18 protein-coding genes and 2 rRNA genes are annotated in these 20,633 nt (G+C 62.2%); 10 read left to right on the plus strand and 10 right to left on the minus strand.

The annotated features are described in order from the left end of the window. The first annotated feature begins 172 nt into the window (after positions 1 to 172). Positions 173 to 1,144 (plus strand): hypothetical protein, encoded by a 972-nt coding sequence (locus IDL90_RS11130; RefSeq protein WP_187995499.1) that lies wholly within the window; start codon positions 173 to 175, stop codon positions 1,142 to 1,144. On the opposite strand, the gene IDL90_RS11135 is transcribed toward IDL90_RS11130, so the two are convergent. The 3 genes from IDL90_RS11135 to IDL90_RS11145 all read right to left on the minus strand — a co-directional run bounded on the left by IDL90_RS11135 (position 1,131) and on the right by IDL90_RS11145 (position 3,080). Beyond that, the gene (locus tag IDL90_RS11135) at positions 1,131 to 1,811 is read right to left on the minus strand and encodes a PIN domain-containing protein (protein WP_187995501.1); all 681 of its coding nucleotides are present in this window, start codon (positions 1,809 to 1,811) and stop codon (positions 1,131 to 1,133) included. The two genes, IDL90_RS11130 and IDL90_RS11135, sit on opposite strands and share 14 nt — an antisense overlap. 12 nt (positions 1,812 to 1,823) lie before the next feature. After that, positions 1,824 to 2,270, minus strand: a complete 447-nt coding sequence (locus IDL90_RS11140) for a helix-turn-helix domain-containing protein (protein WP_187995503.1) — start codon at positions 2,268 to 2,270, stop codon at positions 1,824 to 1,826. Positions 2,271 to 2,393: 123 nt separating this feature from the next. After that, positions 2,394 to 3,080 (minus strand): TetR/AcrR family transcriptional regulator, encoded by a 687-nt coding sequence (locus tag IDL90_RS11145; RefSeq protein WP_187995505.1) that lies wholly within the window; start codon positions 3,078 to 3,080, stop codon positions 2,394 to 2,396. Positions 3,081 to 3,159: 79 nt separating this feature from the next. On the opposite strand from IDL90_RS11145, the gene IDL90_RS11150 reads away from it, so the two are divergent. From IDL90_RS11150 to IDL90_RS11160, 3 genes are all read left to right on the plus strand, one after another. Next, entirely contained in the window at positions 3,160 to 4,821 is a 1,662-nt protein-coding gene (locus tag IDL90_RS11150; RefSeq protein WP_187995507.1) for an FAD-binding protein, read from the plus strand. Between the two features lie 331 nt (positions 4,822 to 5,152). Beyond that, positions 5,153 to 5,668, plus strand: a complete 516-nt coding sequence (locus IDL90_RS11155; protein WP_223175328.1) for a nucleotidyltransferase domain-containing protein — start codon at positions 5,153 to 5,155, stop codon at positions 5,666 to 5,668. Continuing rightward, positions 5,665 to 6,069, plus strand: coding sequence for a hypothetical protein (locus tag IDL90_RS11160; RefSeq protein ID WP_220458788.1), 405 nt, complete (start codon positions 5,665 to 5,667; stop codon positions 6,067 to 6,069). The genes IDL90_RS11155 and IDL90_RS11160 overlap by 4 nt, the downstream gene beginning before the upstream one ends. A gap of 253 nt (positions 6,070 to 6,322) precedes the next feature. On the opposite strand, the gene IDL90_RS11165 is transcribed toward IDL90_RS11160, so the two are convergent. The 3 genes from IDL90_RS11165 to IDL90_RS11175 are packed head-to-tail and all read right to left on the minus strand — an operon-like array spanning position 6,323 to position 12,201. Next, positions 6,323 to 7,192 carry a fructosamine kinase family protein gene (locus tag IDL90_RS11165; protein WP_187995511.1) on the minus strand — a complete coding sequence of 290 codons (870 nt, stop codon included), beginning with the start codon at positions 7,190 to 7,192 and terminating at the stop codon, positions 6,323 to 6,325. Positions 7,193 to 7,201: 9 nt separating this feature from the next. Beyond that, positions 7,202 to 9,487 (minus strand): hypothetical protein, encoded by a 2,286-nt coding sequence (locus IDL90_RS11170; protein WP_187995513.1) that lies wholly within the window; start codon positions 9,485 to 9,487, stop codon positions 7,202 to 7,204. Further along, a complete protein-coding gene (locus tag IDL90_RS11175; protein ID WP_187995516.1) occupies positions 9,487 to 12,201 on the minus strand; it encodes an MMPL family transporter in 2,715 nt (904 codons plus the stop codon). The genes IDL90_RS11170 and IDL90_RS11175 overlap by 1 nt, the downstream gene beginning before the upstream one ends. Before the next feature lie 114 nt (positions 12,202 to 12,315). Here IDL90_RS11175 and IDL90_RS11180 point away from each other — a divergent pair, with 114 nt between their 5' ends. Continuing rightward, positions 12,316 to 12,954: a TetR/AcrR family transcriptional regulator gene (locus IDL90_RS11180; RefSeq protein WP_187995518.1), complete on the plus strand. Its 639-nt coding sequence runs from the start codon at positions 12,316 to 12,318 to the stop codon at positions 12,952 to 12,954. Between the two features lie 469 nt (positions 12,955 to 13,423). Further along, the gene (locus tag IDL90_RS11185) at positions 13,424 to 14,257 is read left to right on the plus strand and encodes a Sir2 family NAD-dependent protein deacetylase (protein ID WP_223175329.1); all 834 of its coding nucleotides are present in this window, start codon (positions 13,424 to 13,426) and stop codon (positions 14,255 to 14,257) included. Positions 14,258 to 14,416: 159 nt separating this feature from the next. Here IDL90_RS11185 and otsB read toward each other — a convergent pair whose 3' ends face one another. After that, positions 14,417 to 15,259, minus strand: a complete 843-nt coding sequence (otsB, locus tag IDL90_RS11190) for a trehalose-phosphatase (protein WP_187995520.1) — start codon at positions 15,257 to 15,259, stop codon at positions 14,417 to 14,419. A 112-nt stretch (positions 15,260 to 15,371) separates the two neighbouring features. On the opposite strand from otsB, the gene IDL90_RS11195 reads away from it, so the two are divergent. Both IDL90_RS11195 and IDL90_RS11200 read left to right on the plus strand, forming a co-directional pair. Further along, complete coding sequence (locus IDL90_RS11195; RefSeq protein ID WP_187995522.1) at positions 15,372 to 16,814, plus strand: trehalose-6-phosphate synthase; 1,443 nt, start codon at positions 15,372 to 15,374, stop codon at positions 16,812 to 16,814. A 232-nt stretch (positions 16,815 to 17,046) separates the two neighbouring features. Then, positions 17,047 to 18,180 (plus strand): hypothetical protein, encoded by a 1,134-nt coding sequence (locus IDL90_RS11200; protein WP_187995524.1) that lies wholly within the window; start codon positions 17,047 to 17,049, stop codon positions 18,178 to 18,180. Positions 18,181 to 18,453: 273 nt separating this feature from the next. On the opposite strand, the gene eda is transcribed toward IDL90_RS11200, so the two are convergent. Next, positions 18,454 to 19,095, minus strand: a complete 642-nt coding sequence (gene eda / locus IDL90_RS11205) for a bifunctional 4-hydroxy-2-oxoglutarate aldolase/2-dehydro-3-deoxy-phosphogluconate aldolase (protein WP_187995526.1) — start codon at positions 19,093 to 19,095, stop codon at positions 18,454 to 18,456. A gap of 241 nt (positions 19,096 to 19,336) precedes the next feature. On the opposite strand from eda, the gene IDL90_RS11210 reads away from it, so the two are divergent. Next, positions 19,337 to 19,546, plus strand: a complete 210-nt coding sequence (locus IDL90_RS11210; RefSeq protein ID WP_187995528.1) for a CsbD family protein — start codon at positions 19,337 to 19,339, stop codon at positions 19,544 to 19,546. A gap of 44 nt (positions 19,547 to 19,590) precedes the next feature. Beyond that, positions 19,591 to 19,854 carry a GlsB/YeaQ/YmgE family stress response membrane protein gene (locus tag IDL90_RS11215; protein ID WP_187995530.1) on the plus strand — a complete coding sequence of 88 codons (264 nt, stop codon included), beginning with the start codon at positions 19,591 to 19,593 and terminating at the stop codon, positions 19,852 to 19,854. Between the two features lie 217 nt (positions 19,855 to 20,071). Here the strand turns inward: IDL90_RS11215 and rrf are convergent. Both rrf and IDL90_RS11225 read right to left on the minus strand, forming a co-directional pair. Then, positions 20,072 to 20,188, minus strand: a 5S ribosomal RNA gene (gene rrf, locus IDL90_RS11220). 230 nt (positions 20,189 to 20,418) lie between these two features. Continuing rightward, positions 20,419 to 20,633: ribosomal RNA gene (locus IDL90_RS11225) — 23S ribosomal RNA — on the minus strand; the annotation flags it as partial.

The raw sequence follows: 20,633 nt of genomic DNA on the forward strand, positions 1-20,633 counted from the left end.
GTAGCACGTTCCCCCACCAGATGACGTGCGCAAAACGAGAACCACCCACATTCCCACCCGCGTTTGTCTGATCAGATAGTACAACGTTATGGATGTGGAGCGGCAGTGCCCTGAAGGATGGTTCTTGTACTAATATCGGTGGAGCCGTCAAACGGAAGGTGCTGGACTGAGTATGAACCGCGAACAGGGTGTTAACTGGACCTCAATTGTGGGGGTTGTGGCGATCGGGATTGTGACGGTGATCCTGGCTGTCTTGGCACTCAATAGTGTCCGTGGGCAGGTCCTCAATGCGGGCGAAACCCCAGGTTACAGCCCTTCTGCCCAGGATGATCAACAATCGGAAGGTGCGCCCTCGGACCCCGCAGAAGAGGGCGAGGACGAGGTTACTCCCGCTCCTGAACCAGTGCTGACTGTTCCCGCGCTCAGTCGGGTTTTGGGTGTGCAAGATAACGATGTGGCGTACCGCGCAACCAGCGGCGCATGCCCTGAAGCTGGGTTCACGGTAGAGACCAGTGGCGATGGTGGAGTGACGTGGACAGTCAACGGTGATGGGGCTGCTACAGGGTTGAGTTCCCCGAATCGGATCCTCACGGGTGCTGACGGTTACGTCAACGTCGTGGCACAGAACGCCTCAAACTGCGCTGAGGTTGTGGTGGCACAATCCTATGGCTATGGCGACTTCTGGGAAGCAGTGGCAGGTGGAGCAGACCTGACATGGCACCTGGATCCCAGTAATGCGGCTACGGCTTTTGTGCCCCAGGTTGGCGCAGTTGCGCTGCCTTGCGAGGCGGCGCGGATTGCAAGTTTGAGTGCAACTGCGGCATCGGTGCTCTGCTCTGATACGCGGATTGCTACCACTTCCGATTCTGGAGCCAACTGGACGTTGTCCGAAGCATTCCCGGGCGCTGAAGCCCTTTCTGCAACGGGTGACACCTACCTGGTGGCGCAGACCGGCGCGGCAGACTGCGCTGGAACACTTGTGAGTCGGGTCAATCCCGGGCACGCCGTTGAGTCCAGCGCTTGCGTTGGAAGTGCTGCTTCAGTTGGGGCGACGGCTCTGGCTGGCACCGGTAGCGGTGTGGTGTGGCTGTGGGCGGGGGATGCGGTGCTGCGCTCTACTGATGGCGGGGTTAACTGGGGCTAGCCGACCGTGGGGCTAGCGCCGGTTCAGTGTCCGGCGCAACCCCTAGGCTGTTTGCATCAGCTTTCAAGTGGTGCCGACTCCCTGCAATCGGTATCCGCAATTGCTGACTGAGGTGTTTGGCGACGCGGCGTGAAAACTCCGGACATCCTGATTTTTCGAGAGCATCTACGAGAGTCAAGTTAGGCTTGCTCGGCTTGGAACTCCAATAGTGGAGCTGTCGTAACGCAACATCACAGACGAGTGCCGGCTGTGAATCGTCAACAAGACAGAAGAAGTCATCGGGCGAGGTGATCTCGTAAGAGAACTCGTCGGTAACTTTCTCCGGGAGGTCTAGGAATCCTCGATCAGCGGTTACCAAGTACATCATTCCGCCGTCTTCTGCCGCGGCATGTACGTGGTGGTCACCTTCATCCGCAATGGGGCAAGGGCGCGGCTTGTAGTGATTGAACACGGAGTGCAGATGCTCCTTGAGATGTGTTTCTAATCTGTCGAACTCCTCACCAGTTACGTGAGGAAAGCGATCACGGTACCGTGAGAGCGTCTCAGCCAAGATGTCGGGCGTTGAGTGCACGGTGTAGAGCTCACCGCCACTTGAGAGCAAGAAAAGCCAATCGCGCAGTGTTCTACTAAATAGAACATTGGCGTCTGGAAGCACCGTCCCGGTCATCGCAAGTCACACCTAGCCGGCTGTGCTATGGCGTTCATCGAGCTCATCCTCAAGGCGACGAAGCTCCATGAACGCATGTGCTCTGTCTTCTTCTCTCTTGGCCCTGAACTCTAGGACATCGTCATTCCGCAACCGCGTGTGAGTGCCAACCTTCGTCGCCCTAATCTCTCCGCCGCGAACCATCTTCATTAGAGTTGGGCGAGAGATCCCGAGGGTGCGGGCCGCCTCAGTGGTGGAAAGAACTTCCGGAACTGCGCGAATCGATACTGTTCCACCATCGGCAAGTGCCGACAAGGTTCTTAGAACTATGCGAGTCAACTCAGGAGATAAGAAGATTTCCCCGCCCTCATCTTTGCCCACATGGACCTCTAGCGTCGCCTCTTGATCCTCCGGAATGGCGTCTAGAACCCTCCGGGCGTCCACACGATCCCGCGTGTCTTCAATCGCAAGTGTCTCCACGGTTTCCTCCTCCTGACACACATGGGTTGCAGATATAAGTGTAACCATCTTTTGGCGGCCGCAGGTCCAACTTGGCTTGAGTCACGACAAGTCGGCGTCCCAACGCGTCCGAGAGATGCCCGCTCACCTTCCGAGGAGGCGGCGCACAGCCTCCAGTGAGAGAATCTCACCCAGCCACTGCGGTGTCACTTCGCCATCGCGGCTGGTGATGACTAGGCCGTGGGCCATGCGCCAGGCTTGGGCTAAGTCTTCGGCCTGCAGTTGGCCGACCTCTTCTAAGCCTGCTTTACGGGCGCGATCCAATGCGATGTCCAGTTGGGACCGCAAGCGGGTTGCGCCGTTGTAGTCGGCGACCTCGGCCCGCGCTGTGCGGAGGGCTTCAATGAAACCCACGTCGTCAACGGCTTTGACAAGCAGCCAGTCCCACAGTTGGAAGATGGCGCGCTCTCCCCCACTCTCAACAATGTCTTCCATTGCTACGAAGTTGTCTTCAAACACTTCCAGTGCAAGTTCAAGGCGGCTGCGGAAGTGGCGGTACATGACGCCCTGGCTCACCCCTGCTTCGCGGGCGATTAAGGAGAGGGGAATGTCGTAGCCCTGCTCGGCAAGAAGGCGGCGGGCGGCATTGAGGATGGCGGCGCGGTTCTCTGCGGCTGCGGCAGGACCGCGGTTGGCTTGTGTTGGCGTGGAGCGCTTTGGGGCGGCGCGTTTTGGGGTAGTGCGCTTTGGGGTAGTGCGCTTTGGGGCGCTGCGGGTGGTGGTATCCGCCGGCTTACTTGTGGGGTTGACGGCATCGGTTCGGCTTGTCATGCTTAAAGCATAGCGACCGGACAATACTGTCCGGTAGTTTGTGGGTGTATCACTTCAACTTCAAGGGGGAAGAAAAGTAATGGCGCAAAGCTTCGATGAGGAATTCGATGGCAAGTTTGATGAAGTCTTTGACGTGGTCGTCGTCGGCAGTGGTGGTGCCGGGTTTGCAACGGCACTAGGTGCGGCTGATTCCGGGCTGTCAACGGTGATTGTTGAGGGGTCGGAAAAGTGGGGTGGCTCGACCTCCATGTCCGGTGGCGGGATGTGGTTGCCTAACAACCCGCTGATGCAGAGGGATGGGGTTGGGGACTCTCGCGAAGAGGGCATCGAGTACATGATGTCCGCGATTGGGACGCCCTCGAAATCTGCATCACCGGAGCGGCAGGCGGCGTTCGTGGATGGGGTGGCCGACTTCGTCAATACGGCGGAGAAGCACGGGGTGGAGTTCGTGCGCGCCCCCAACTATCCCGACTACTACCCGGAACTACCCGGCGGGAAGATCGGGCGCGGGATTGAGGTCAAGCCGCTGGACTCGAAGAGAATCGGGTCGTGGTGGGACACGATGCTCGGCGCTGTCCCACTCCCCGCGAAGACGGATGACGTGTGGTTATTGGGGCGCGCGTGGTCGACGCCCTCGGGCTTCATGCGAGGCGCGCAACTGGTGTTCCGCGGCGCCGGAGGTGTGGTGACCGGCAAGCGACTAACAGGGATCGGGTCGGCATGGGCGACGGCGTTCCTGGAGGCCGTGGTGCTGAAACTCGGCGTGCCATTGTGGCTGGACTCCCCCATCGAAGAACTCATCATGGACGACGGGCGCGTGATTGGCGCAGTCATCAACCGTGCGGGGAAGAAGGTGCGGGTCGGGGCTCGTCGCGGCGTCATGCTGGCTGCCGGCGGGTTTGAGTCCAACGTGGAGTGGCGTAAGAAGTACCACGGGATTGAGGGCTCGCCCTCGGGCAACGAGTACAACACCGGCGCAACCATCACCTTGGCGCAGAAGGCTGGGGCGGCAGTGGAACTGATGGACGACGCGTGGTGGGGTGGCTCGATCGAGGCCTTCCCGGGTGGCAGCCCGTCATTCATTGTTGGGGAGCGGTCAATGCCGTACTCGCTGATGGTGGACTCGGAAGGTAAGCGGTTCGCCAACGAATCGGAGTCCTACGTTGACCTTGGACACCACATGCAGCAGGTCGATGGTGGGAAGGGCCCGTACTGGCTGATCATGGACTCACGCTACGTCGTGCGCTACTTCCGCACCTTCGCGATGGACCCGCGCGCGAACAAGGCGCGCAAGGAAGCGGGGCTGGAAGTCAAGGCGAAGACGCTGGATGAGTTGGCGGAGAAGATGAACGTCAACCCGGCAGTGCTGCGCGGTACGGTGGAGCGATTCAACGGGTTCGCGCGGGCCGGGGTCGACGGTGACTTCGGGCGTGGCAACTCGGCGTATGACCGCTACTACGGGGATCCCACCGTGCACCCTAACCCCAACCTGGGGGCTGTGGAGCGGGCACCGTACCATGCCTACAGGGTCGTCCTCGGCGACCTCGGCACCAAGGGTGGGGTGCTGACGGACGAGGACGGGCGGGCGCTGCGCTCGGACGGCACTGTCATCGAGGGGCTGTATGCGGCTGGGAACAACTCTGCATCCGTTATGGGGAACACGTACCCCGGGCCGGGATCAACCATTGCACCGGCCGCGGTGTTTGGGATGCGGGCGGCGCGGGAGATGGCGCGGAAGTAGGTGTCAGGTGCGGGGCCCCGCGGGAGTTGTGCGCGGGGCCCCTGCGGCGACAGCGGAGTCCGGCAACGGGCTATGGCGTGCAAGTACGCACTTCAGTGTCTAGTTGTGTACTTTTGTGTGCATTTGTGTGCTCTTGTGTATATTTGTGTGCACACGTGTATACCCGTATACACCTTGGTGTAGTGGCCTGTAACGGTCCACCAACGCGAAGGGGCAGAAATTGCGCTTACAGAACCCGTTTGCGGCCCTCGCGCCGGTAGGTTTAGACTCTCAGGTCCTGACCGTTTTGTCTCGTTCTCGCGACCATCTAACCGCTGATCAGATTCACCGCGTGCTACCAGAACACGGGTCACTGAGCGGCGTCAGAAAATCGCTTGATAGGCTTCTTCGTCAAGGCATCATTTCTGAAAGAGCCGCCGGACACACCAGTGGGTATGCTCTGAATCAAGACCACCTTCTTATCAACGCAGTATTGATGGTCGCCGACGCGAAGTCTGCGCTGACTACTCGCATCCGGGAGACGGTTCAGCAGCAGTTTAGCTTCGAGCCCACCCTCGTGGTTATGTTCGGCTCAGCCGCTCGGGGTGACATGAGTGATGACAGCGATATTGACTTGCTCTTCGTGATCCCGGATGGAGTGCCTGAGGAACAGGCCGAAGACCAGCTCTCTGACCTCGCACACAGTGTGCTCACCTGGACTGGAAATACAGTCGGCCTACTTACCTATCGGGAAGGAGAGGTCGCGTCTGCGCCGATCTTTGACTCAGTCATGCGAGAGGGGATCGAGATCCTCGGAGATATGGCCTGGTTGCGGCGGGCATCCAGAAGAGCCAAGGCAGCATCATGATGTCACCGAGGCGAGCGCAACGCACGGTTCCTGCAGACAAGTCGGTAGCTGTAGGCCGCCTAACGAAAGCCCAGAGCTTCTTGAGCGTGGCTGATGAAGCACTGGACCTGGCTGACAACGAGAACGATGTTGCTGATGCCGCCGTAACCTTGTACGTACACGCTGGCATTGCCGCAGCGGATGCAATATGCGCATCGGCACTTGGACTTCACGCCAAAGGCTCAGACCACGCACAGGCTGTGACGTTGCTGGCAGAGGTGGATAAGCCGGCATCGAGGCAACTGTCTACTCTCATCGGGATGAAAACTCGCGCAGGGTACGGGCATGATCCGATGAACTCAGACCAGTTGCGGCGCGCGAGACGGGCAGCGCAATCGCTCGTGAACCGCGCCCGCACCTAGGTGACCTTATTTGTATGCACTAGATAGTGACGATCCAAAGCTTTCCAACTTGCCAGCGCCCTGTCCGGTGACGTCGGTCGCTAGAGAAGGTGTCTGCCTCGCTGGCAGCTTTCCGCCCGCACTCCCCCGCCCAACGGAGCGAGTTTGGTCCACCCCCGCCTAACGGAGCGAGTTTGGCCCAGATAACACTGTCATATTGGGCAAAATCGAGCCGAACTCGCACCGTTAGGCCGAACTCGCACCGTTAGGCTCGTCAGGTGAGTGCTGCGCTGGTGGGCACGCCGCGGACCGCCGCCATTGTCTGCGGCACGTAGCTGCGGCCAAACAGGTAGCAGTGCACGGTGAGGATGTGCAGTTGGTGTAGGCCGACGCGCTGCTCCCAGCCGGGGGCTAGCGGTGAGACTTCGTGGTATCCGGCGATGATGTGGGCCAGGTGCGGGGCGCCGAAGGTGTGCAGGGTGGCAAGGTCCTCCTCGGCATGACCGCCCTGGGCCGCCGGGTCGATCAGGGTTGGGCCGCTCCTCCCCCACATGATGTTGCCACTCCACAAGTCGCCGTGGATGCGGGCGGCGGTGAAGCCGGCCTCGCGGACCGCTTGGGGTTGGGGGTGGTCGAGGGCGCCTGATTCAAGCAGGGCGCAGAGGGCTTCGACCTCGGCTTTCTCGGCTGCGGTGAAGGTGCGGGCCAGGTAGGGGCGGATGCGGTAGTTGGCGTAGAAGTGGCCCCAGCCGGTGCTCTGCGGCGGAGCAGCATCTTCCGGCGGCCCGGCCGTTTCCGGTGTTGCGGCACTGTCCGGCGGTGCAGTGAGGAGCGGCAGCGGTGCGGCTCCCATCCAACCGGTTGCAGGATTGTGCCTGACAGGGTCCGGATAGCCGGGCGGCGGTGCGCCAAACCAGGGGGCGCCACTGGCGTGCAGGTGGGCGAGCATGGCGCCTAGTTGGCGGGCGGCCTCGGCGGTTGGGGCGGCCTCGTCGATACGTTCGGTGACGAGCCTGGTGCGGGTTGCCTCGATCACCTTTGGGACGCGCGCACCACCCTCGGCCAACCACGCCAACCCGGCCGCCTCATAGAGGGGCTGACCCGGGGTGGCGCCAGCTTGTTTGGTGAAGGTCGCGTCTGCCATGCCTCCAACCTATCCGGCGGCGGCTGCTGCTGCGACCTCGGGATTCTTCCGTTTCGAACTGGTTGCGACAATGGAAATCACCACGGCCAGTGCCCCCCACAGTCCCAGCAGCACCGCGGCGCCCGCGATGGAACCAAGGCCGGGGACGAGGACGCCCGCGAACACCTCACCCGCGAGGCCCGCCGGGAGCATGCCCGCAAGGCTACCCAGTGCGGACACGCCCGCTGGGGCCAAGGCTGCGGAAACCCCGATAACCAGGGCCGAGACCGAGGCCGTGACCCAGCCCTTTGGCAAGACTAGGGCCAGGGCCTGTTGCACGGCGGCGAACACCAGGCCAGCCAGGATCCCGAAGGCGAGTAGGCCGAAGAAACCGCCCGCGCTTGCCGAGCCAATAATGGCGACAATGACGCCGCCCACCGCACCGATCGCACCCGACCACAGCGCCGGGTGTCGCAGGGCACGAACGGCAAGGAACGCCGACGAACGCGTTGAGGAAGCGAGGTATGTGGCGGCAGGGGGGTAAACGCTCTGCAGCAACATGGAGGCCAGCCACAGCAGCAGACCCAGCGCCACGGCAGGCGCTGCCGACTGACCGGCTGCAACAACTGGGCTCTGCACCGGGGAGGCCAAAGCCTCACCGAGGGCTGCGGCCTGCTCGTCGCTCACGCTCGGGACCGCGTCCCCAGCCATGGCAAGGCCGTCTGCAAGTTCACCGGCGCCGTCACCTAGTAGCCCCAGGCCATCGCCAAGTTCGTCAGTTCCATTGGCAAGCGCCTGCGCGCCGTCAGCCAGTTGCCCAACGCCGTCCTGGGCTTGACGCGCACCGGAAGCCAACTCACCGGTGCCGGAAGCGGCTGTGCTTGCACCATCGGCCAGTTGGCTAATCCCCCCGGCAAGCGGCGCGGCACCAGCAGCGATCTGGGAGACGCCGTCGGTGTACTGCTTGACGCCACCCACGTACTGGGTCATGCCGTCAGCAATCCCGCGGGCCCCGGGCACCAACTGCTGGGTGCCGGTGGCCGAGAGCTGGTTCATGCCATCCGCCAACGCCTGCAAGCCGCTGAGTAGGTCATCAATCTGCCCCACGCCGCTATTGATTTGGTCGAGGACGGCCTGGATCTCCGCGATGATCTGCTGGTTCAACCCGGCTTCAATCTGAGCTCGCAAGTCCACTAGCCACTGGGCGAGGACGGCATCCAGCTCTGCTCGCACCTCCGGCGCACAGAGCGGACTGTCAGGGTAGGCGACGCAATGCTGATCAAGCAGGGCGGGCAGCTGATCCAAGACAACCTCAATCTGAGCCAACAACTGGTCAACCAGATCCTCAACATTGCCGTCAACCTGGCCCAGTGCATCCTTGAGCGCATCAAGTATGGGGGCAAGCTGCTGCACGGCGTCATTCAACTGGTTGACACCGCCGGCCGCCTCACTTACCCCTGCAACATACTGTTCGAGGCCGTCTGTGAAGGACTGGCTCCCCTGGGCCAACTGCGTGCCGCCGCTGACCAATGCGGGACCACCTGCTGAGAGCTGGTTCAGTCCCCCGGCTAACTGACTGGCACCGCTTGCGGCCTCGCCCGCACCACCGGCCAGTTGTCCCAGGCCCGCGCCAAGTTCGTCGGTGCCAGCCGCCAACTGTCCCAAACCATCGGCGGCTTGACCAGCGCCTTCACCGAGCGCGCGGTTGCCGTCAGCAAGGGCGGTGGCGCCGGATTGGGCGTCCTCGGCCCCATCGGCTAGCTGCTGGGCGCCGTCGGCGGCCTGCTGCAGTTGCGGGCCCATTTCACTAAGACCCCCGAAGACACCGGCAACGAACTCTTCGGTCATCATGGAGCCGAGGTTGGCGGTTGCCTTCCACACCTCCAGCTGTACCTCTGTGTCGCGGGAAGCGGAGGAGCCGGGGGCGACCTCGACCTCAACCGAAGCCTGTACCGCGTTCGACAGCGATGACAGGGAGGTGACGTCGGCGGAAAACTCCGGCGGAATGGTCACTGCCGCAGCGTAGCGGCCCGAACTAAGGCCAGCGGCGGCGCGGTCGGAGGTGGTGATCTCCCACTCGAAGGGACCATCCAAACTGACCAGTTCGGCCGTGAGTTGGCGGCCCATGGGGACAATCTGGCCCTCGACCTCGACCGAAACGTCATTGTTGACGACGGCGGCCAACCGCGAATGAGCAGCGGCAGGGCGCATCCCCACCAGCGACAACGCAAGGAGGGCGAGGGCGACCAGCGCGGTCAAAGCGACCAGCATGGTGCGCTTGCGGCGAGGGTTTGCGGAAGTGGTTGGGGTGGTCATCACTGCACCTCCTGCAGTTGTGCCGGCGCGGGCGTGGTGGTGAGGCTGAGGGTTTGCCAGTTATCGATATCGAGGTTAGGTGGGGCCGTGCGGGCGCCGACCAGCAGGATCGGGCCGCCCTCATCCGCGGCGGGAATGCCAAGTAGTCCAGCGTCGGCCTTGAGGTTCTCCCCCAGGTCGACGGCGATGATGGGGGCGCCCTCACGCAGGGCACGTTCGACCTGCTCGCGAACCCGGGCGGCTCCCCCGGTGGTGGGCGGCCCGGCCTGTACGTAAGCGACGCGGCGGCGTACGGCGGAGGCGCGCTCCGGGATCAGCAGGTCGGCAACCTTGAGGGTGCCGGAAACGGGGGCTTCGCGGCCGGCCAGGGCTCGCAGCAGTGGGCGAACCTCCTGGGTGTCACCGGTGATGAGCAGGGACTGGCCGGGGGGAAGCAGGAAGGAGACCGCGGTTCCGCCCTCGTCCACTACCACGTCGTTGGCGGCAGCGGTGGCGGGAGTGCCGGGCCAATCCTTGAGGGCGCGCTGGCGGACCACGCTTTCGCCCTCGATATCAAATACTGGCAGGGCGCGGTCCAGCCACTTCGGCAGCCACCAGGCGCGGTCGCCCAACCACATCATGATGGCGGGGATCAGCGTCATGCGGACAACAAAGGCATCGATGGCGACACCGATGGCCAGGCCGAAGGCGATGGGTTTCAGGCTCATATCGCCCTCGGGAACGAAGGCTGCGAAAACGGACACCATGATGATGGCGGCGGCGGTCACGACTTTGGCGCTGCCCAGGAACCCGGAGGTGACCGAGGCGCGGGCGCGGCCGGTGTGGACGTAATCTTCGCGCATGCGGGAGACCAGGAAGACCTCATAGTCCATGGAGAGGCCGAAGAGGATCCCCATGGTGACGATCGGCATGAAGTTGATGATGGGGCCGGTTCTGGTGACTTGTAGGAGGTCGGCTAGGAAGCCCCACTCGAAGACGATCACCGTGATCCCGAAGGTGGCGCCGACAGTCAGAAGGTAGCCGAGCGCAGCCGTGACCGGGACCGCGATGGAGCGGAAGACGATGGTGAGCAGGACTAGGGAGAGACCGACAACCACAAGCGCGAAGGGCAGAAGGGCGCTGGAGAGTTTCTGGGAAACGTCGATCCCCACGGCGGTGTAGCCGGTGACGGCGATGTCGACGTCGTACTCTTCGGCGAGCTGGTCGTGGAGGGCGCGGATGTCGTACACCACTTGGCGGGTTTCTTCCGAGGCCGGGGCGCCGGTTGGGATGACTTGGATGATGCCGGTGTCGGCCGTCAGGTTGGGGGTGGCGAGAGGGACGCTGACGACGCCGGGAATCGCCTCGATCTCTTGCTTGAGACTGTCCATCAGGCCCAGTGGGTCGGTGGAGGTGACGATCGGCATGGTGACGATGAGGGGGCCGTTGAAGCCTTCGCCGAACTTCTCGGCGACGACCTCGTAGTTCGTGCGGGCTTCGTTGCCTTCGGGAAGGACCCCGGCGTCAGGAAGGGCCAGGCGTAGGCCGAGGGCGGGCACGGAGAGCGCGCCGAGGACCACCACAATGATCACGGTGGTGACCGCGGGGCGCTTCGTGGCGCCGCGGACCCAGAACTTGAAGAAACGGTTTGGGGTGGGCGGGGCGACGCCGCCGACCAGGTCGGACGTTTCACCGGTGGCGAGGGCGGCGCGTTCCTTCTTGGTGAGGACGCGCAGGCCCGCGAAGCCGAGGATGGCGGGCAGCAGCGTCAGAGCGGCAACCACCGCCACGCCGACCGCGGCGGACCCGACTGCGCCCATCATGGTGAGGAAGGGGATGCCAGCGACGCTAAGACCAAGCAGGGCAATCATCACGGTAATGCCAGCAAACACGACGGCGGAACCGGCGGTGCCGAGGGCGCGGCCGACTGATTCGGGGACAGAGATCCCGGCGCGGAGTTGGTCGCGGTGGCGGGAGACGATAAACAGGGAATAGTCGATGCCGACCGCCAGGCCCAGCATGACGGCGAGCAGAGGCGTGGTGGCGTTGATGGTGAAGAAGTTGGCGGCCAGGAAGAGGATGGCCATTGAGACACCGACACCGCTCAGCGCGGTTATCAGCGGCAAGCCGGCTGCAAGTAGGGTGCCCAGGGTGAAGATGAGGACAATGAGGGCGACCACGACGCCGAGGGCCTCCGTGACCGACAGTGTGGGGAACTCCTGGGCGAACAGGGCGCCGCCCAGGTAGGCGCTGGAGCCTTCGGGGAGCTCAGCGTTGAGCGCGGCGGTGACTTCGTGGAGTTCGTCTTTGACCTCATCGGGGACGTTGGCTTGCGCGGCAGTTAGCTGGATGGTGATCAGGGCGCTGGTGTCGTCGGAGCTGATTTCGGCGGGAGTGTACTCGTCCACCAGCGGGGTCACGGTGTCCACGGCCGGCAGAGCGGTGAGGGCATCGGTGGCGTTGTTGATGGCTTGCGCGCTGGCGCCCTCGTCCACGACCCCCGGGCCGGTGACGACAATCTGGGCGGAGGCGCCGGCCACCTGCGGGAAGGTGGCGGCGAGTTGCTCAAGGGCATCCCCGGACTCGGTGCCGGGGATCTCCACTGAGTTGTCGAGGCTGCCCATGTTGAAGAAGACGAGGCCGCCGAGGACCGTCAGGACAGAAACCCAGACAAGGACAACCATTTTCCGGGCCTTGACTGCGCGCCGACCTGCTAAGTAGAGGAAAGAGGACATTCCCGCTCCTGATGCTTCTGCGTCCCGATAGTTATGAGCGTTCCCAGACCCCAAAACGCTCCGATACACTAGTGTATCGGATACAGTACTGTATCGACAGGAGGTTGTGACGACATGCAGGAACTCTCTCCCAAGCGAACGCAAACTCAGCAGCGCTTGCTGGATGCGGCGTTCCGAGTACTCGCCAGCGACGGGTTTGCTGGCGCTTCGATCGAGACGATTGTGGCTGAGGCCGGGTTCACGCGCGGGGCCTTCTACTCCAACTTTGACAGTAAAGAAGAGTTGTTCGCTGCTGTGGTGGACAGGGAAATGCGCAGGAGGCTGGAGCTGGTCAAAGTCGCGGTTGCTCAACTCGGTGAGGGGAAGGTGCCGGTACCGGTGACGGCGGACGTCCTCGGGAAGCTTCTTGAGGCGGTGATCGTGGATCCGCAGACAGAGCGTGAGTGGCAGATTGTCATGACGGAACTGGAGCTTGATGAACTGCGCAACCCTGGCGGCCCAAGTGCGCTGGCGGAGCCGGATTTGGCCTACATCGATGAGGTGGCGGAAGCGCTGATCCCGGCGGTGAACCGGTTGGGGATTGAGTTTGACGGGGACCCGGATGTGATTATTCGGTTGCTGATCAATGGGTATCTGGCGGTGATTCGCCAGGCGCTGCGGGGGCTGCCGCGGGGTGCGGACATCTCGATCACGCCACAGTTGGAGTGGTTCACGGTGTTGGTGGAGAAATTCTTGCGGGTCCCGCAGGCCTAACCTCTCCCACCCTCGCACCCCCGCTCACCGCGCCCCCGCTCACCGCGCCCCGCTCCCCCTCCCCGCTCCCCTCCCCTCCCTCGCCCCGCCACACGCAACGCCACGCCACGCCACGCCACACGCCAGCCCGCGAAATGTATACGTTGGGATGAGATGTGCCTCTGGGGTAACTACCCAACGCGATCATTTGGCCCCCACGTATACATTTCACAACGAGCGCTGAGCAGATACCCCAGACATGCCGCCGACCGGCAGAGTAACTATCCGTCGAGCATGTCAGGACCCCGGAACCGCCGCCACCCTGCAGAATAACTACCCGTCGAGCAGCAGATCGGCCTCAAACGACCGTTTTTGCCCTCCAGAAGTAGCAATTCTGCAGGACCCCAACAGCTCGCACGCGGCCTATGCTGGAACGAGGACTAGGGATCAAGGGCAAGAGACCAAGGACCAAAGAAGGGATGCTGCCACGGTGACGCAAGCAATGCAACAGCTCGAAGAGTTGACACAGATGTTCACGGACGGGCCGGTTGCACTCCTGACCGGGGCCGGAATCAGCACCGACTCGGGAATCCCCGACTACCGCGGCACAGGCGCTCCGCTGCGGGCACCCATGAGTGTCCAGCAGTTCCTCGCCGACCACCACTACCGCCAACGCTTCTGGGGCGGCGCGCGAGTAGGCGCACTACAAACCCGAAACATCGCACCCAACGAAGGCCACCGGGCCACCGCCCGCATGGAGGCCGCGGGCCTACTGTCAGGCGTGATCACACAGAACACGGATGGCCTGCACGCCCTCGCAGGAAGCCACGATATCGCCGAACTGCACGGGAACGGGCGGGTCATCCGCTGCATTGAGCACGACCACCGCTGGAATCTGTCCGAGGTTCTCGCCTGGTTCGACACTGCAAACCCCGGGTTTGCCGACCGCAACGCCGACGCCCAGATCACCCCCGACGGCGACGCCGACGTGACAGACGTGGAGGGCGTGGCCGTCCCTGTTTGTCCGGCTTGCGGCGGGATGCTGCGGCCCAACGTTGTCTACTTTGGCGAGCACGTCCCCTACGAAGTCTTCACCCACGCCGAGCAAATCCTTGACGGGGCAAGTGCTCTCCTAGTTGCTGGCACCTCACTGGCGGTGAACACGGGGGTACGGCTCGTCAACCGGGCGGAGCGGCGTGACATGCCCATCGCCGTCATCAACAAAGGGCCAACAGCGATTGACATGCGGCCCTCGGTGAAGATTCGCGTTGAGGGCGGGACCAGCCAGTGGCTGGCCGCCCTGGCAACCCGGCTCGGAGCCTGACAGGGGCAGAGCCAACCCCTGCCGACCGCCCCCGCCCCGCCCCCGCCGCGCCTCACCCCTTCTCTCCGCGAGATCGCTTAACTCCGCCAGTTTCAAGCAGAATAACGCTGTTATGTGGCCAAGTTAAGCGATCTCGCGGAGAGAAGGGGGCGCATACAGTCACACTGAGCGCGGCACGCCTCCCGCCACAGTGTCGGCGAGGGCGGTGAGCCAGGCAGCCACCCCATCCGGCCCGTCGCAGAGGACGTCAGCGCGAGCGGCGACCTCGGGCGCTTCCGGCGACCCGGAAACGACAGCGCAGGTTCCGCGCCGCGCCGCGATTTGCCCCAAAGCATCAAAAGCCGCTATGTCCCCAAGGTCATCCCCGGCGAACAGCACTTCCAGGGGATCGACCTCGTCCACAAGCGCCACCAACGCGTCCCCCTTGGTGACGGTGGCGCCGCGCAATTCCCACACGTAGCGACCCGGCTCCACGGTGAGTCCATAGCGCGAAGCGGTGTCACGCATCGCGTCCTCGACCTCGGCAAAAGCGATATCAGGTTCGGCGGCGTTGCGGACGTGGAGGGCGACGGCAAGTCCCTTGTCCTCGACGTGACTGCCGGGGTAAGCCGCCGCGACCTGCAACAACGCGGCCTTAGCCGAGGCGATTCCGAGAGGCGGCGTAGGAACGGAAGCCCGTCCCGTCGCCATGTCGAGGCGCTCGGCGCCGTACTGCCCCAGGAGGATCGCACTGGCAAGGCCGGGCCGGGCCGCGGCGCGGGAAAGTCGAACAATCGACTCGACGGGCCGCCCGGAGATGATGGCGACTTGGACGCCCTCGGCAGCGAGCCGCGCGAGGGCGGAGGCGGATTCCTCCACCATCGCCGCGTCCTCGGGATGCGGGGTGATCCGCGCCAGCGTGCCGTCGAAGTCGAAGGCTGCCAGGGTGCGGGACGGGTGGCTCGCGACGCATTCGGGGAAAGCCGCGGCGGCCGGCGTGACGTCTGTCCATGGTTCGCTCATGTCCCCCACTGTGCCAGATTTGTGGGGCCCGCGCCGTGCACTCGACGCGAAGTGCGTGACGGGCCGGGCGTTTAGCGGCTACCGTAAGGAGAAGATGAGCCAAGGAGGCACCATGCCAGAAACCACGACGGACCCACGTTTCGTTGTCGTCGCCAACCGTCTGCCGGTGAACAGAGTGACGGACGCGGACGGGGGCACATCCTGGCAGACTGCGCCCGGGGGCCTGGTGACCGCCCTCGAACCTCTCATGCGGGAGAAGGGCGGGGCGTGGATCGGGTGGATCGGCGCTCCGGATGAGGTCGTGAAGCCGTTCCGCCACGACGGCTACCAGATTGTTCCCGTTGAGTTGTCGGAGGCCGAGGTCGAGGACTACTACGAGGGATTCTCGAATGGGACGCTATGGCCGCTCTACCACGACGCCGTGGCGTTCCCGGAGTACCACCGCGAATGGTGGGACGCATACAAGCAGGTCAACAAGCGTTTTGCCGAGGCCGCGGCGGCGAGCGCCGGGCACGGTGCGACCGTGTGGGTGCAGGACTACCAGCTGCAGTTGGTTCCTGCCATGTTGCGCGAGTTGCGACCGGACTTGAAGATTGGTTTCTTCCTACACATCCCGTTCCCCCCAATCGAGCTGTTCGAGCAGATTCCGTGGCGCAGGCAGATCATCGAGGGGCTGCTCGGGGCCGATCTGGTTGGGTTCCAAACCCCGGCGGGGGCGCAGAACTTCCTGCGTCTGGTGCGCAAGCGCACCGACAACCGCGTGGAACGTTACCGCGTTTTCGTGAAGGATAGCCATGTTTGTGCGGCGAGGGCGTACCCGATTTCGATTGATGTGCAGGGCTTCCACGACCTCGCCCAGAGCCCCGAGGTGAAGGCGGAGTCGGAGGCGTTGTTGGAGGAGCTCGGCCACCCGAAAAACATCCTGCTCGGCGTGGACCGACTGGATTACACGAAGGGTTTGCGCCAGAGGATCCGCGCGGTTGGAGAGTTGTTTGCCTCCGGTCAGTTGGATCCCGATGAGACGGTGTTCTTGCAGGTCGCAACACCTTCGCGCGAGGACGTGGAGCAGTATCGCGTGCTCCGCGACGACATTGACTTGCTCGTGGGGCGCATCAACTCGCAGGTTGGCGGGGTGGGCCGGCCGGCAATTTCCTACAGGCACGCTGGTTTCCCGAGGGCGACGATGGCTGCGATGTACCGGATCGCTTCGGTCATGCTGGTGACGCCGCTGCGCGACGGGATGAACCTGGTGGCCAAGGAGTATATTGCGTGCCACCCGGGGCGTGCGGGCGCGCTCGTGCTATCGGAGTTCGCTGGGGCGGCGCGGGAGTTGAAGCGGGCGTACATCGTCAATCCTTACGACCTCGATGGTTTGAAGGAGACGATTATCGAGGCCCTGACAGACCCCTATGCGGAGCGTTCCAAGCGGTGGAGGGCGATGCAGCGCCAGGTTTGGAACCACACGATTGACGATTGGGCGAACAACTTCTTGAGGGATTTGGAGGGCGAGCCGGAGCCGGAGCCTGAGCCGGAGCCAGCCGAGCCCGAAGCCTAACCAACCGAACACCATCCACCGCCACCGTCGCCGAAAACAACACCATCCACCGCCAACGTCGCCGAAGTCAACAAGGGGCGCCGACAAATCGGCCAAACAGCGGCGACCTATGGCGACATCGGCGACATGGACCCACAGCAAACCGCTGTCCCCAGAACATCATTTCCGGCGTTATCCGCAGGCGTGGTTATCGCCGGTTGATTCCGACTCGGCACCAGAGCTGAATATCGAGATGACAGAAACCATCATTGAGCCGGTCACTGCCTCGACACTCCTTAGATCAACTCGAGCGTCGCCAGCATCTCGTAGCAACGAACGCGATCCACACGCGGTATTGCTGCGCAGGGGTCACTTCCTTCGTGTCTCAACCATCCCGCAAGAAGCCGCACGCTGGAAGGTTCGGCGAGAGATCTCAATTGCGCGATCTCTTGCCGTAATGCTCGACCAACCAAGTGTGCACACCCGATCAACGTCCATCGGCGATATCGACCACCCAATCGCGGCTTTGACTATGGATGCAGCCTTGGCCATTCGTGGGATAGAAAGCTGGCTGAATGTTCCCGATGTCCACTACTGGCCGCCCGTCGCAGGGTCTCGGACGATACTCAAGAAGTTGCCCGAGGTCGAAGTGCACGGCCACAAAGTGCCAGTCTCCAATGTGAGGCGCCTGGCGGGAATACGGCTGCGTGCAGACACCGAAATGGTCCGATGGGTACCGGTCGTAAGTATTGAAGAAGCAATGCTGGATCTCGCCCGTTATGCTCATCCACTGCAAGCTTGGGTTGGATGCTCCATGGCACTACGGGCCATCGCGCCATTTGATCCGAGGGATTCAGCGGAATCTCGGCGTCAAGCCGACAAAGTCAAACTTGGACTGCTCGAAGAGGTCAGCCGAAAAATCGCCAAGCGACAATCACGTCGAGCCCAGGACATCATCCGTGGAATAGATAGCGGCACCCAGAACTCTGGCGAGGCTGCACTGTACTGGCTCACAAATGTGGTGCTCCGTGGCGACGAAAGCAGTGCTTCGCGCCCAGTGCCTCAAATGTCAGTATCGACGCCAGGCGGTAGGTTCTTCCTCGACATCGGGTTCCCGGAAATCGGATTAGGACTTGAGATGGATGGGAGAACCAAGCTCTCTATGGGTGCGGACGCACTCGGATCGTGGATGGATCGCCAACATGCCCTCTTGCGGGCGGGCTGGAAACTGGTGCGATATCCGTACAGCTCCCTGAGTGACCCCGAGGGGCTCGCTCACTTGCTTGCCGCCGATCTCTCAACGCATGGACTTCGCGCGCAGGCGCCAGGAGGGCCGATGTGGCGGCCGGTGAGCAGCTATCTGCTGGCACCTGAGCGAAGGTTCTGAGGCCCAGGTCGCCGATGTCAACACGCAAACCACCCAACGTCGCCGATATCACCACAAAAACCACCCAACGTCGCCGATATCAACATGGGTCGCCGATGTCTGGGTGAATTAGCGGCGACCCATGTTGATATCGGCGACGTTGGCCAGGGTGGCGTGGGATAGCCGGTATGTGCAGGCGGCGTGAGCGCCGACGCGGCAAGGCTGGGCTGCGAAGCACGAGGGCACGCGCACAGAGCGCGCCGCTAAGCGGGACCGCCCGGGCTGCGGGCTGTGCTACTTCGCGCGCTTCGGCACCGAGTTCGCCAAGCGAACCGCGTGTGCCGTGCGGTCGCGAACCTCCTTGAAGTCGCCGCGTCCAAGTGCCTGACCCGGAACCATCCAAGATCCACCAACGCTGAGGACGGAACGCAACCCCAGATAGTCCTTAATGTGCGCAGCCCCAACGCCACCAGCAGGTATGAACTGCATGGTCGGGAAGGGCTCTGCCAACAGTTTGACACCTGAGACCCCACCAATTGCGGCCGCGGGGAACAGTTTCACAATGTTGAAGCCAAGATCGAGGGCGTTGAGGACGTCCGTCGCCGTCGCGGCTCCGGGCACGGCGGGAATACCTAGTTCCCCACACCTCTCGAGCACCGGAATGCTTAGACCTGGTGAAGCAACATACTGGGCACCCGCGTCAACTGCTAGATCGACTTGGTCCGCATTAAGAACTGTGCCCGCACCGACAAGCATGTCCCCCCGGTCAGCCAAAGTGCGCACGATCTGCTCAGCACCTTGAGTACGGAAAGCAATCTCCGCTGCGGGGAGGCCGCCCTCGACAAGAGCATCGGCCAGCTTACCCGCGTTCTCAGGCTTATGTAGGACAACGATGGGAACAATCCGATAGTTAGCGAACAAATCCAAAACGGACATTAGCTTCCTTTACTTACCTGAAACCTACGAGGCGGGAAACGCAAACTTGAACAACTCAAGACTACCTGTTCATCCCACGTACACACAGCCGGGAACAAAGGTGCAAGGCACACCACGCCACTGAGCGCCACCCCCTTGAGCTGAGGTCCGCGCACTGATAGACATATTTGAGGCGCGCATCACGGCGCACCGCTAGAAGCCGACATCGAAAGACGATGTCACAACTAAGAGGTGGTAAGCAATGGGCTTAGAAGAGAAGTTCTCAGCAAACAAGGACAAGACCGAAGGGAAGGCTGAGGAAGTAGTGGGCAAGTTGACCGAGGACGACGAGAAGGTTGCTCACGGCAAGGGCAAGCAGTTCCGGGGCGATGCAAAGAGCGCCGGCGAAAAGATCAAAGACGCCGGAGAAGAAGTCGTAGAGGGAGTGAAGGGCCTGTTCGACAAAAAGTAGTTAGCCCTTCCTCAACCAGACTTGGAACTTGAAAGGAGATAGCCATGGGTTTCTTAGCATTTCTGTTACTCGGTCTGATAGCCGGTGCAATCGCAAAGTTCATCCTGCCAGGAAGGCAGAATGGTGGCTGGTTCGCGACGCTGATTCTAGGTGTCGTGGGCGCAATGCTTGGCGGATGGCTGGGTTCGGTGCTTTTCAATGCACCACTGGAGGAGTTCTTCTCCATCCAGACTTGGCTCGTCGCCATCGGTGGCTCCCTTATCGTGCTGCTGATCTACGGGGCATTCACTGCTGGACGCAGAAGGTAAGCGGATAGAGCGCACGCTGCATCTCAATAAGCAAGTGGGTCCCTTCAGAAGAGCTGTGAGCCAGACTCTTCCAATGGCAACGGTGACCGGTCGGAGAGGCAAGAAGGATACCCACAGCCTCTTCTGCGACCAGCCAGTAATCAACTTACAGAAGAGCCGTTAAACCAGTGGTGCCCCTGAACTTGTGTTGGTTCAGGGGCACTACATTGTTGTTGATTTGCGGGGGGGTGCTATTTTCCCGCACCCTATGGAGTGGAGTATCTTCGCCGCTACAAGGCTTAGCTTCCAGGTTCGGAATGGAACTGGGCGTTTCCCTTGTGCTATGCCCCCCGCAAAACTTGTTGTTCACACACTACCCACCCACCGGCTAGGGTTTGTAACCCTACTTTTTGTTTGTGAGTGTTTGTTGTTGGTGTGGCAACCCCAGGCTGATTCGTTATGCCTTTGGGGTTATCACTTTCTTTGTGTGTGGATTATTAGTGAATTTGCATAGTGATTGCTTGCAAATCTAAATGATTGTGTGGGTTGTTTGCATATGCTCGTAACACTTTGTTTTGTGTTGTGTTTGTTTGTAGTGTCGGCCGATTAGTACCAGTTAGCTTTAGAACACCTTACGATGCTTCCACTCCTGGCCTATCTACCCCATAGTCTCTAGGGGGCCTTCACACCCAAATGGGTGTTGGAAACCTAATCTCAGAGATGGCTTCCCGCTTAGATGCTTTCAGCGGTTATCCAACCCGAACGTAGCCAACCAGCGGTGCCCCTGGCGGGACAACTGG

The sequence above is a fragment of the Schaalia sp. JY-X159 genome (genome assembly GCF_014525425.1).
Lineage (GTDB): Bacteria > Actinomycetota > Actinomycetes > Actinomycetales > Actinomycetaceae > Scrofimicrobium.

Bases quoted from the DNA above. Each gene is read 5' to 3' on its own strand.
- otsB (WP_187995520.1), bottom strand. From the start codon at position 15,259: ATGAGCGAACCATGGACAGACGTCACGCCGGCCGCCGCGGCTTTCCCC.
- IDL90_RS11200 (WP_187995524.1), top strand. From the start codon at position 17,047: ATGACAGAAACCATCATTGAGCCGGTCACTGCCTCGACACTCCTTAGA.
- IDL90_RS11170 (WP_187995513.1), bottom strand. From the start codon at position 9,487: ATGACCACCCCAACCACTTCCGCAAACCCTCGCCGCAAGCGCACCATG.
- IDL90_RS11130 (WP_187995499.1), top strand. From the start codon at position 173: ATGAACCGCGAACAGGGTGTTAACTGGACCTCAATTGTGGGGGTTGTG.
- IDL90_RS11160 (WP_220458788.1), top strand. From the start codon at position 5,665: ATGATGTCACCGAGGCGAGCGCAACGCACGGTTCCTGCAGACAAGTCG.
- IDL90_RS11135 (WP_187995501.1), bottom strand. From the start codon at position 1,811: ATGACCGGGACGGTGCTTCCAGACGCCAATGTTCTATTTAGTAGAACA.
- IDL90_RS11180 (WP_187995518.1), top strand. From the start codon at position 12,316: ATGCAGGAACTCTCTCCCAAGCGAACGCAAACTCAGCAGCGCTTGCTG.
- IDL90_RS11175 (WP_187995516.1), bottom strand. From the start codon at position 12,201: ATGTCCTCTTTCCTCTACTTAGCAGGTCGGCGCGCAGTCAAGGCCCGG.
- IDL90_RS11195 (WP_187995522.1), top strand. From the start codon at position 15,372: ATGCCAGAAACCACGACGGACCCACGTTTCGTTGTCGTCGCCAACCGT.
- IDL90_RS11145 (WP_187995505.1), bottom strand. From the start codon at position 3,080: ATGACAAGCCGAACCGATGCCGTCAACCCCACAAGTAAGCCGGCGGAT.
- IDL90_RS11210 (WP_187995528.1), top strand. From the start codon at position 19,337: ATGGGCTTAGAAGAGAAGTTCTCAGCAAACAAGGACAAGACCGAAGGG.
- IDL90_RS11150 (WP_187995507.1), top strand. From the start codon at position 3,160: ATGGCGCAAAGCTTCGATGAGGAATTCGATGGCAAGTTTGATGAAGTC.
- eda (WP_187995526.1), bottom strand. From the start codon at position 19,095: ATGTCCGTTTTGGATTTGTTCGCTAACTATCGGATTGTTCCCATCGTT.
- IDL90_RS11165 (WP_187995511.1), bottom strand. From the start codon at position 7,192: ATGGCAGACGCGACCTTCACCAAACAAGCTGGCGCCACCCCGGGTCAG.
- IDL90_RS11215 (WP_187995530.1), top strand. From the start codon at position 19,591: ATGGGTTTCTTAGCATTTCTGTTACTCGGTCTGATAGCCGGTGCAATC.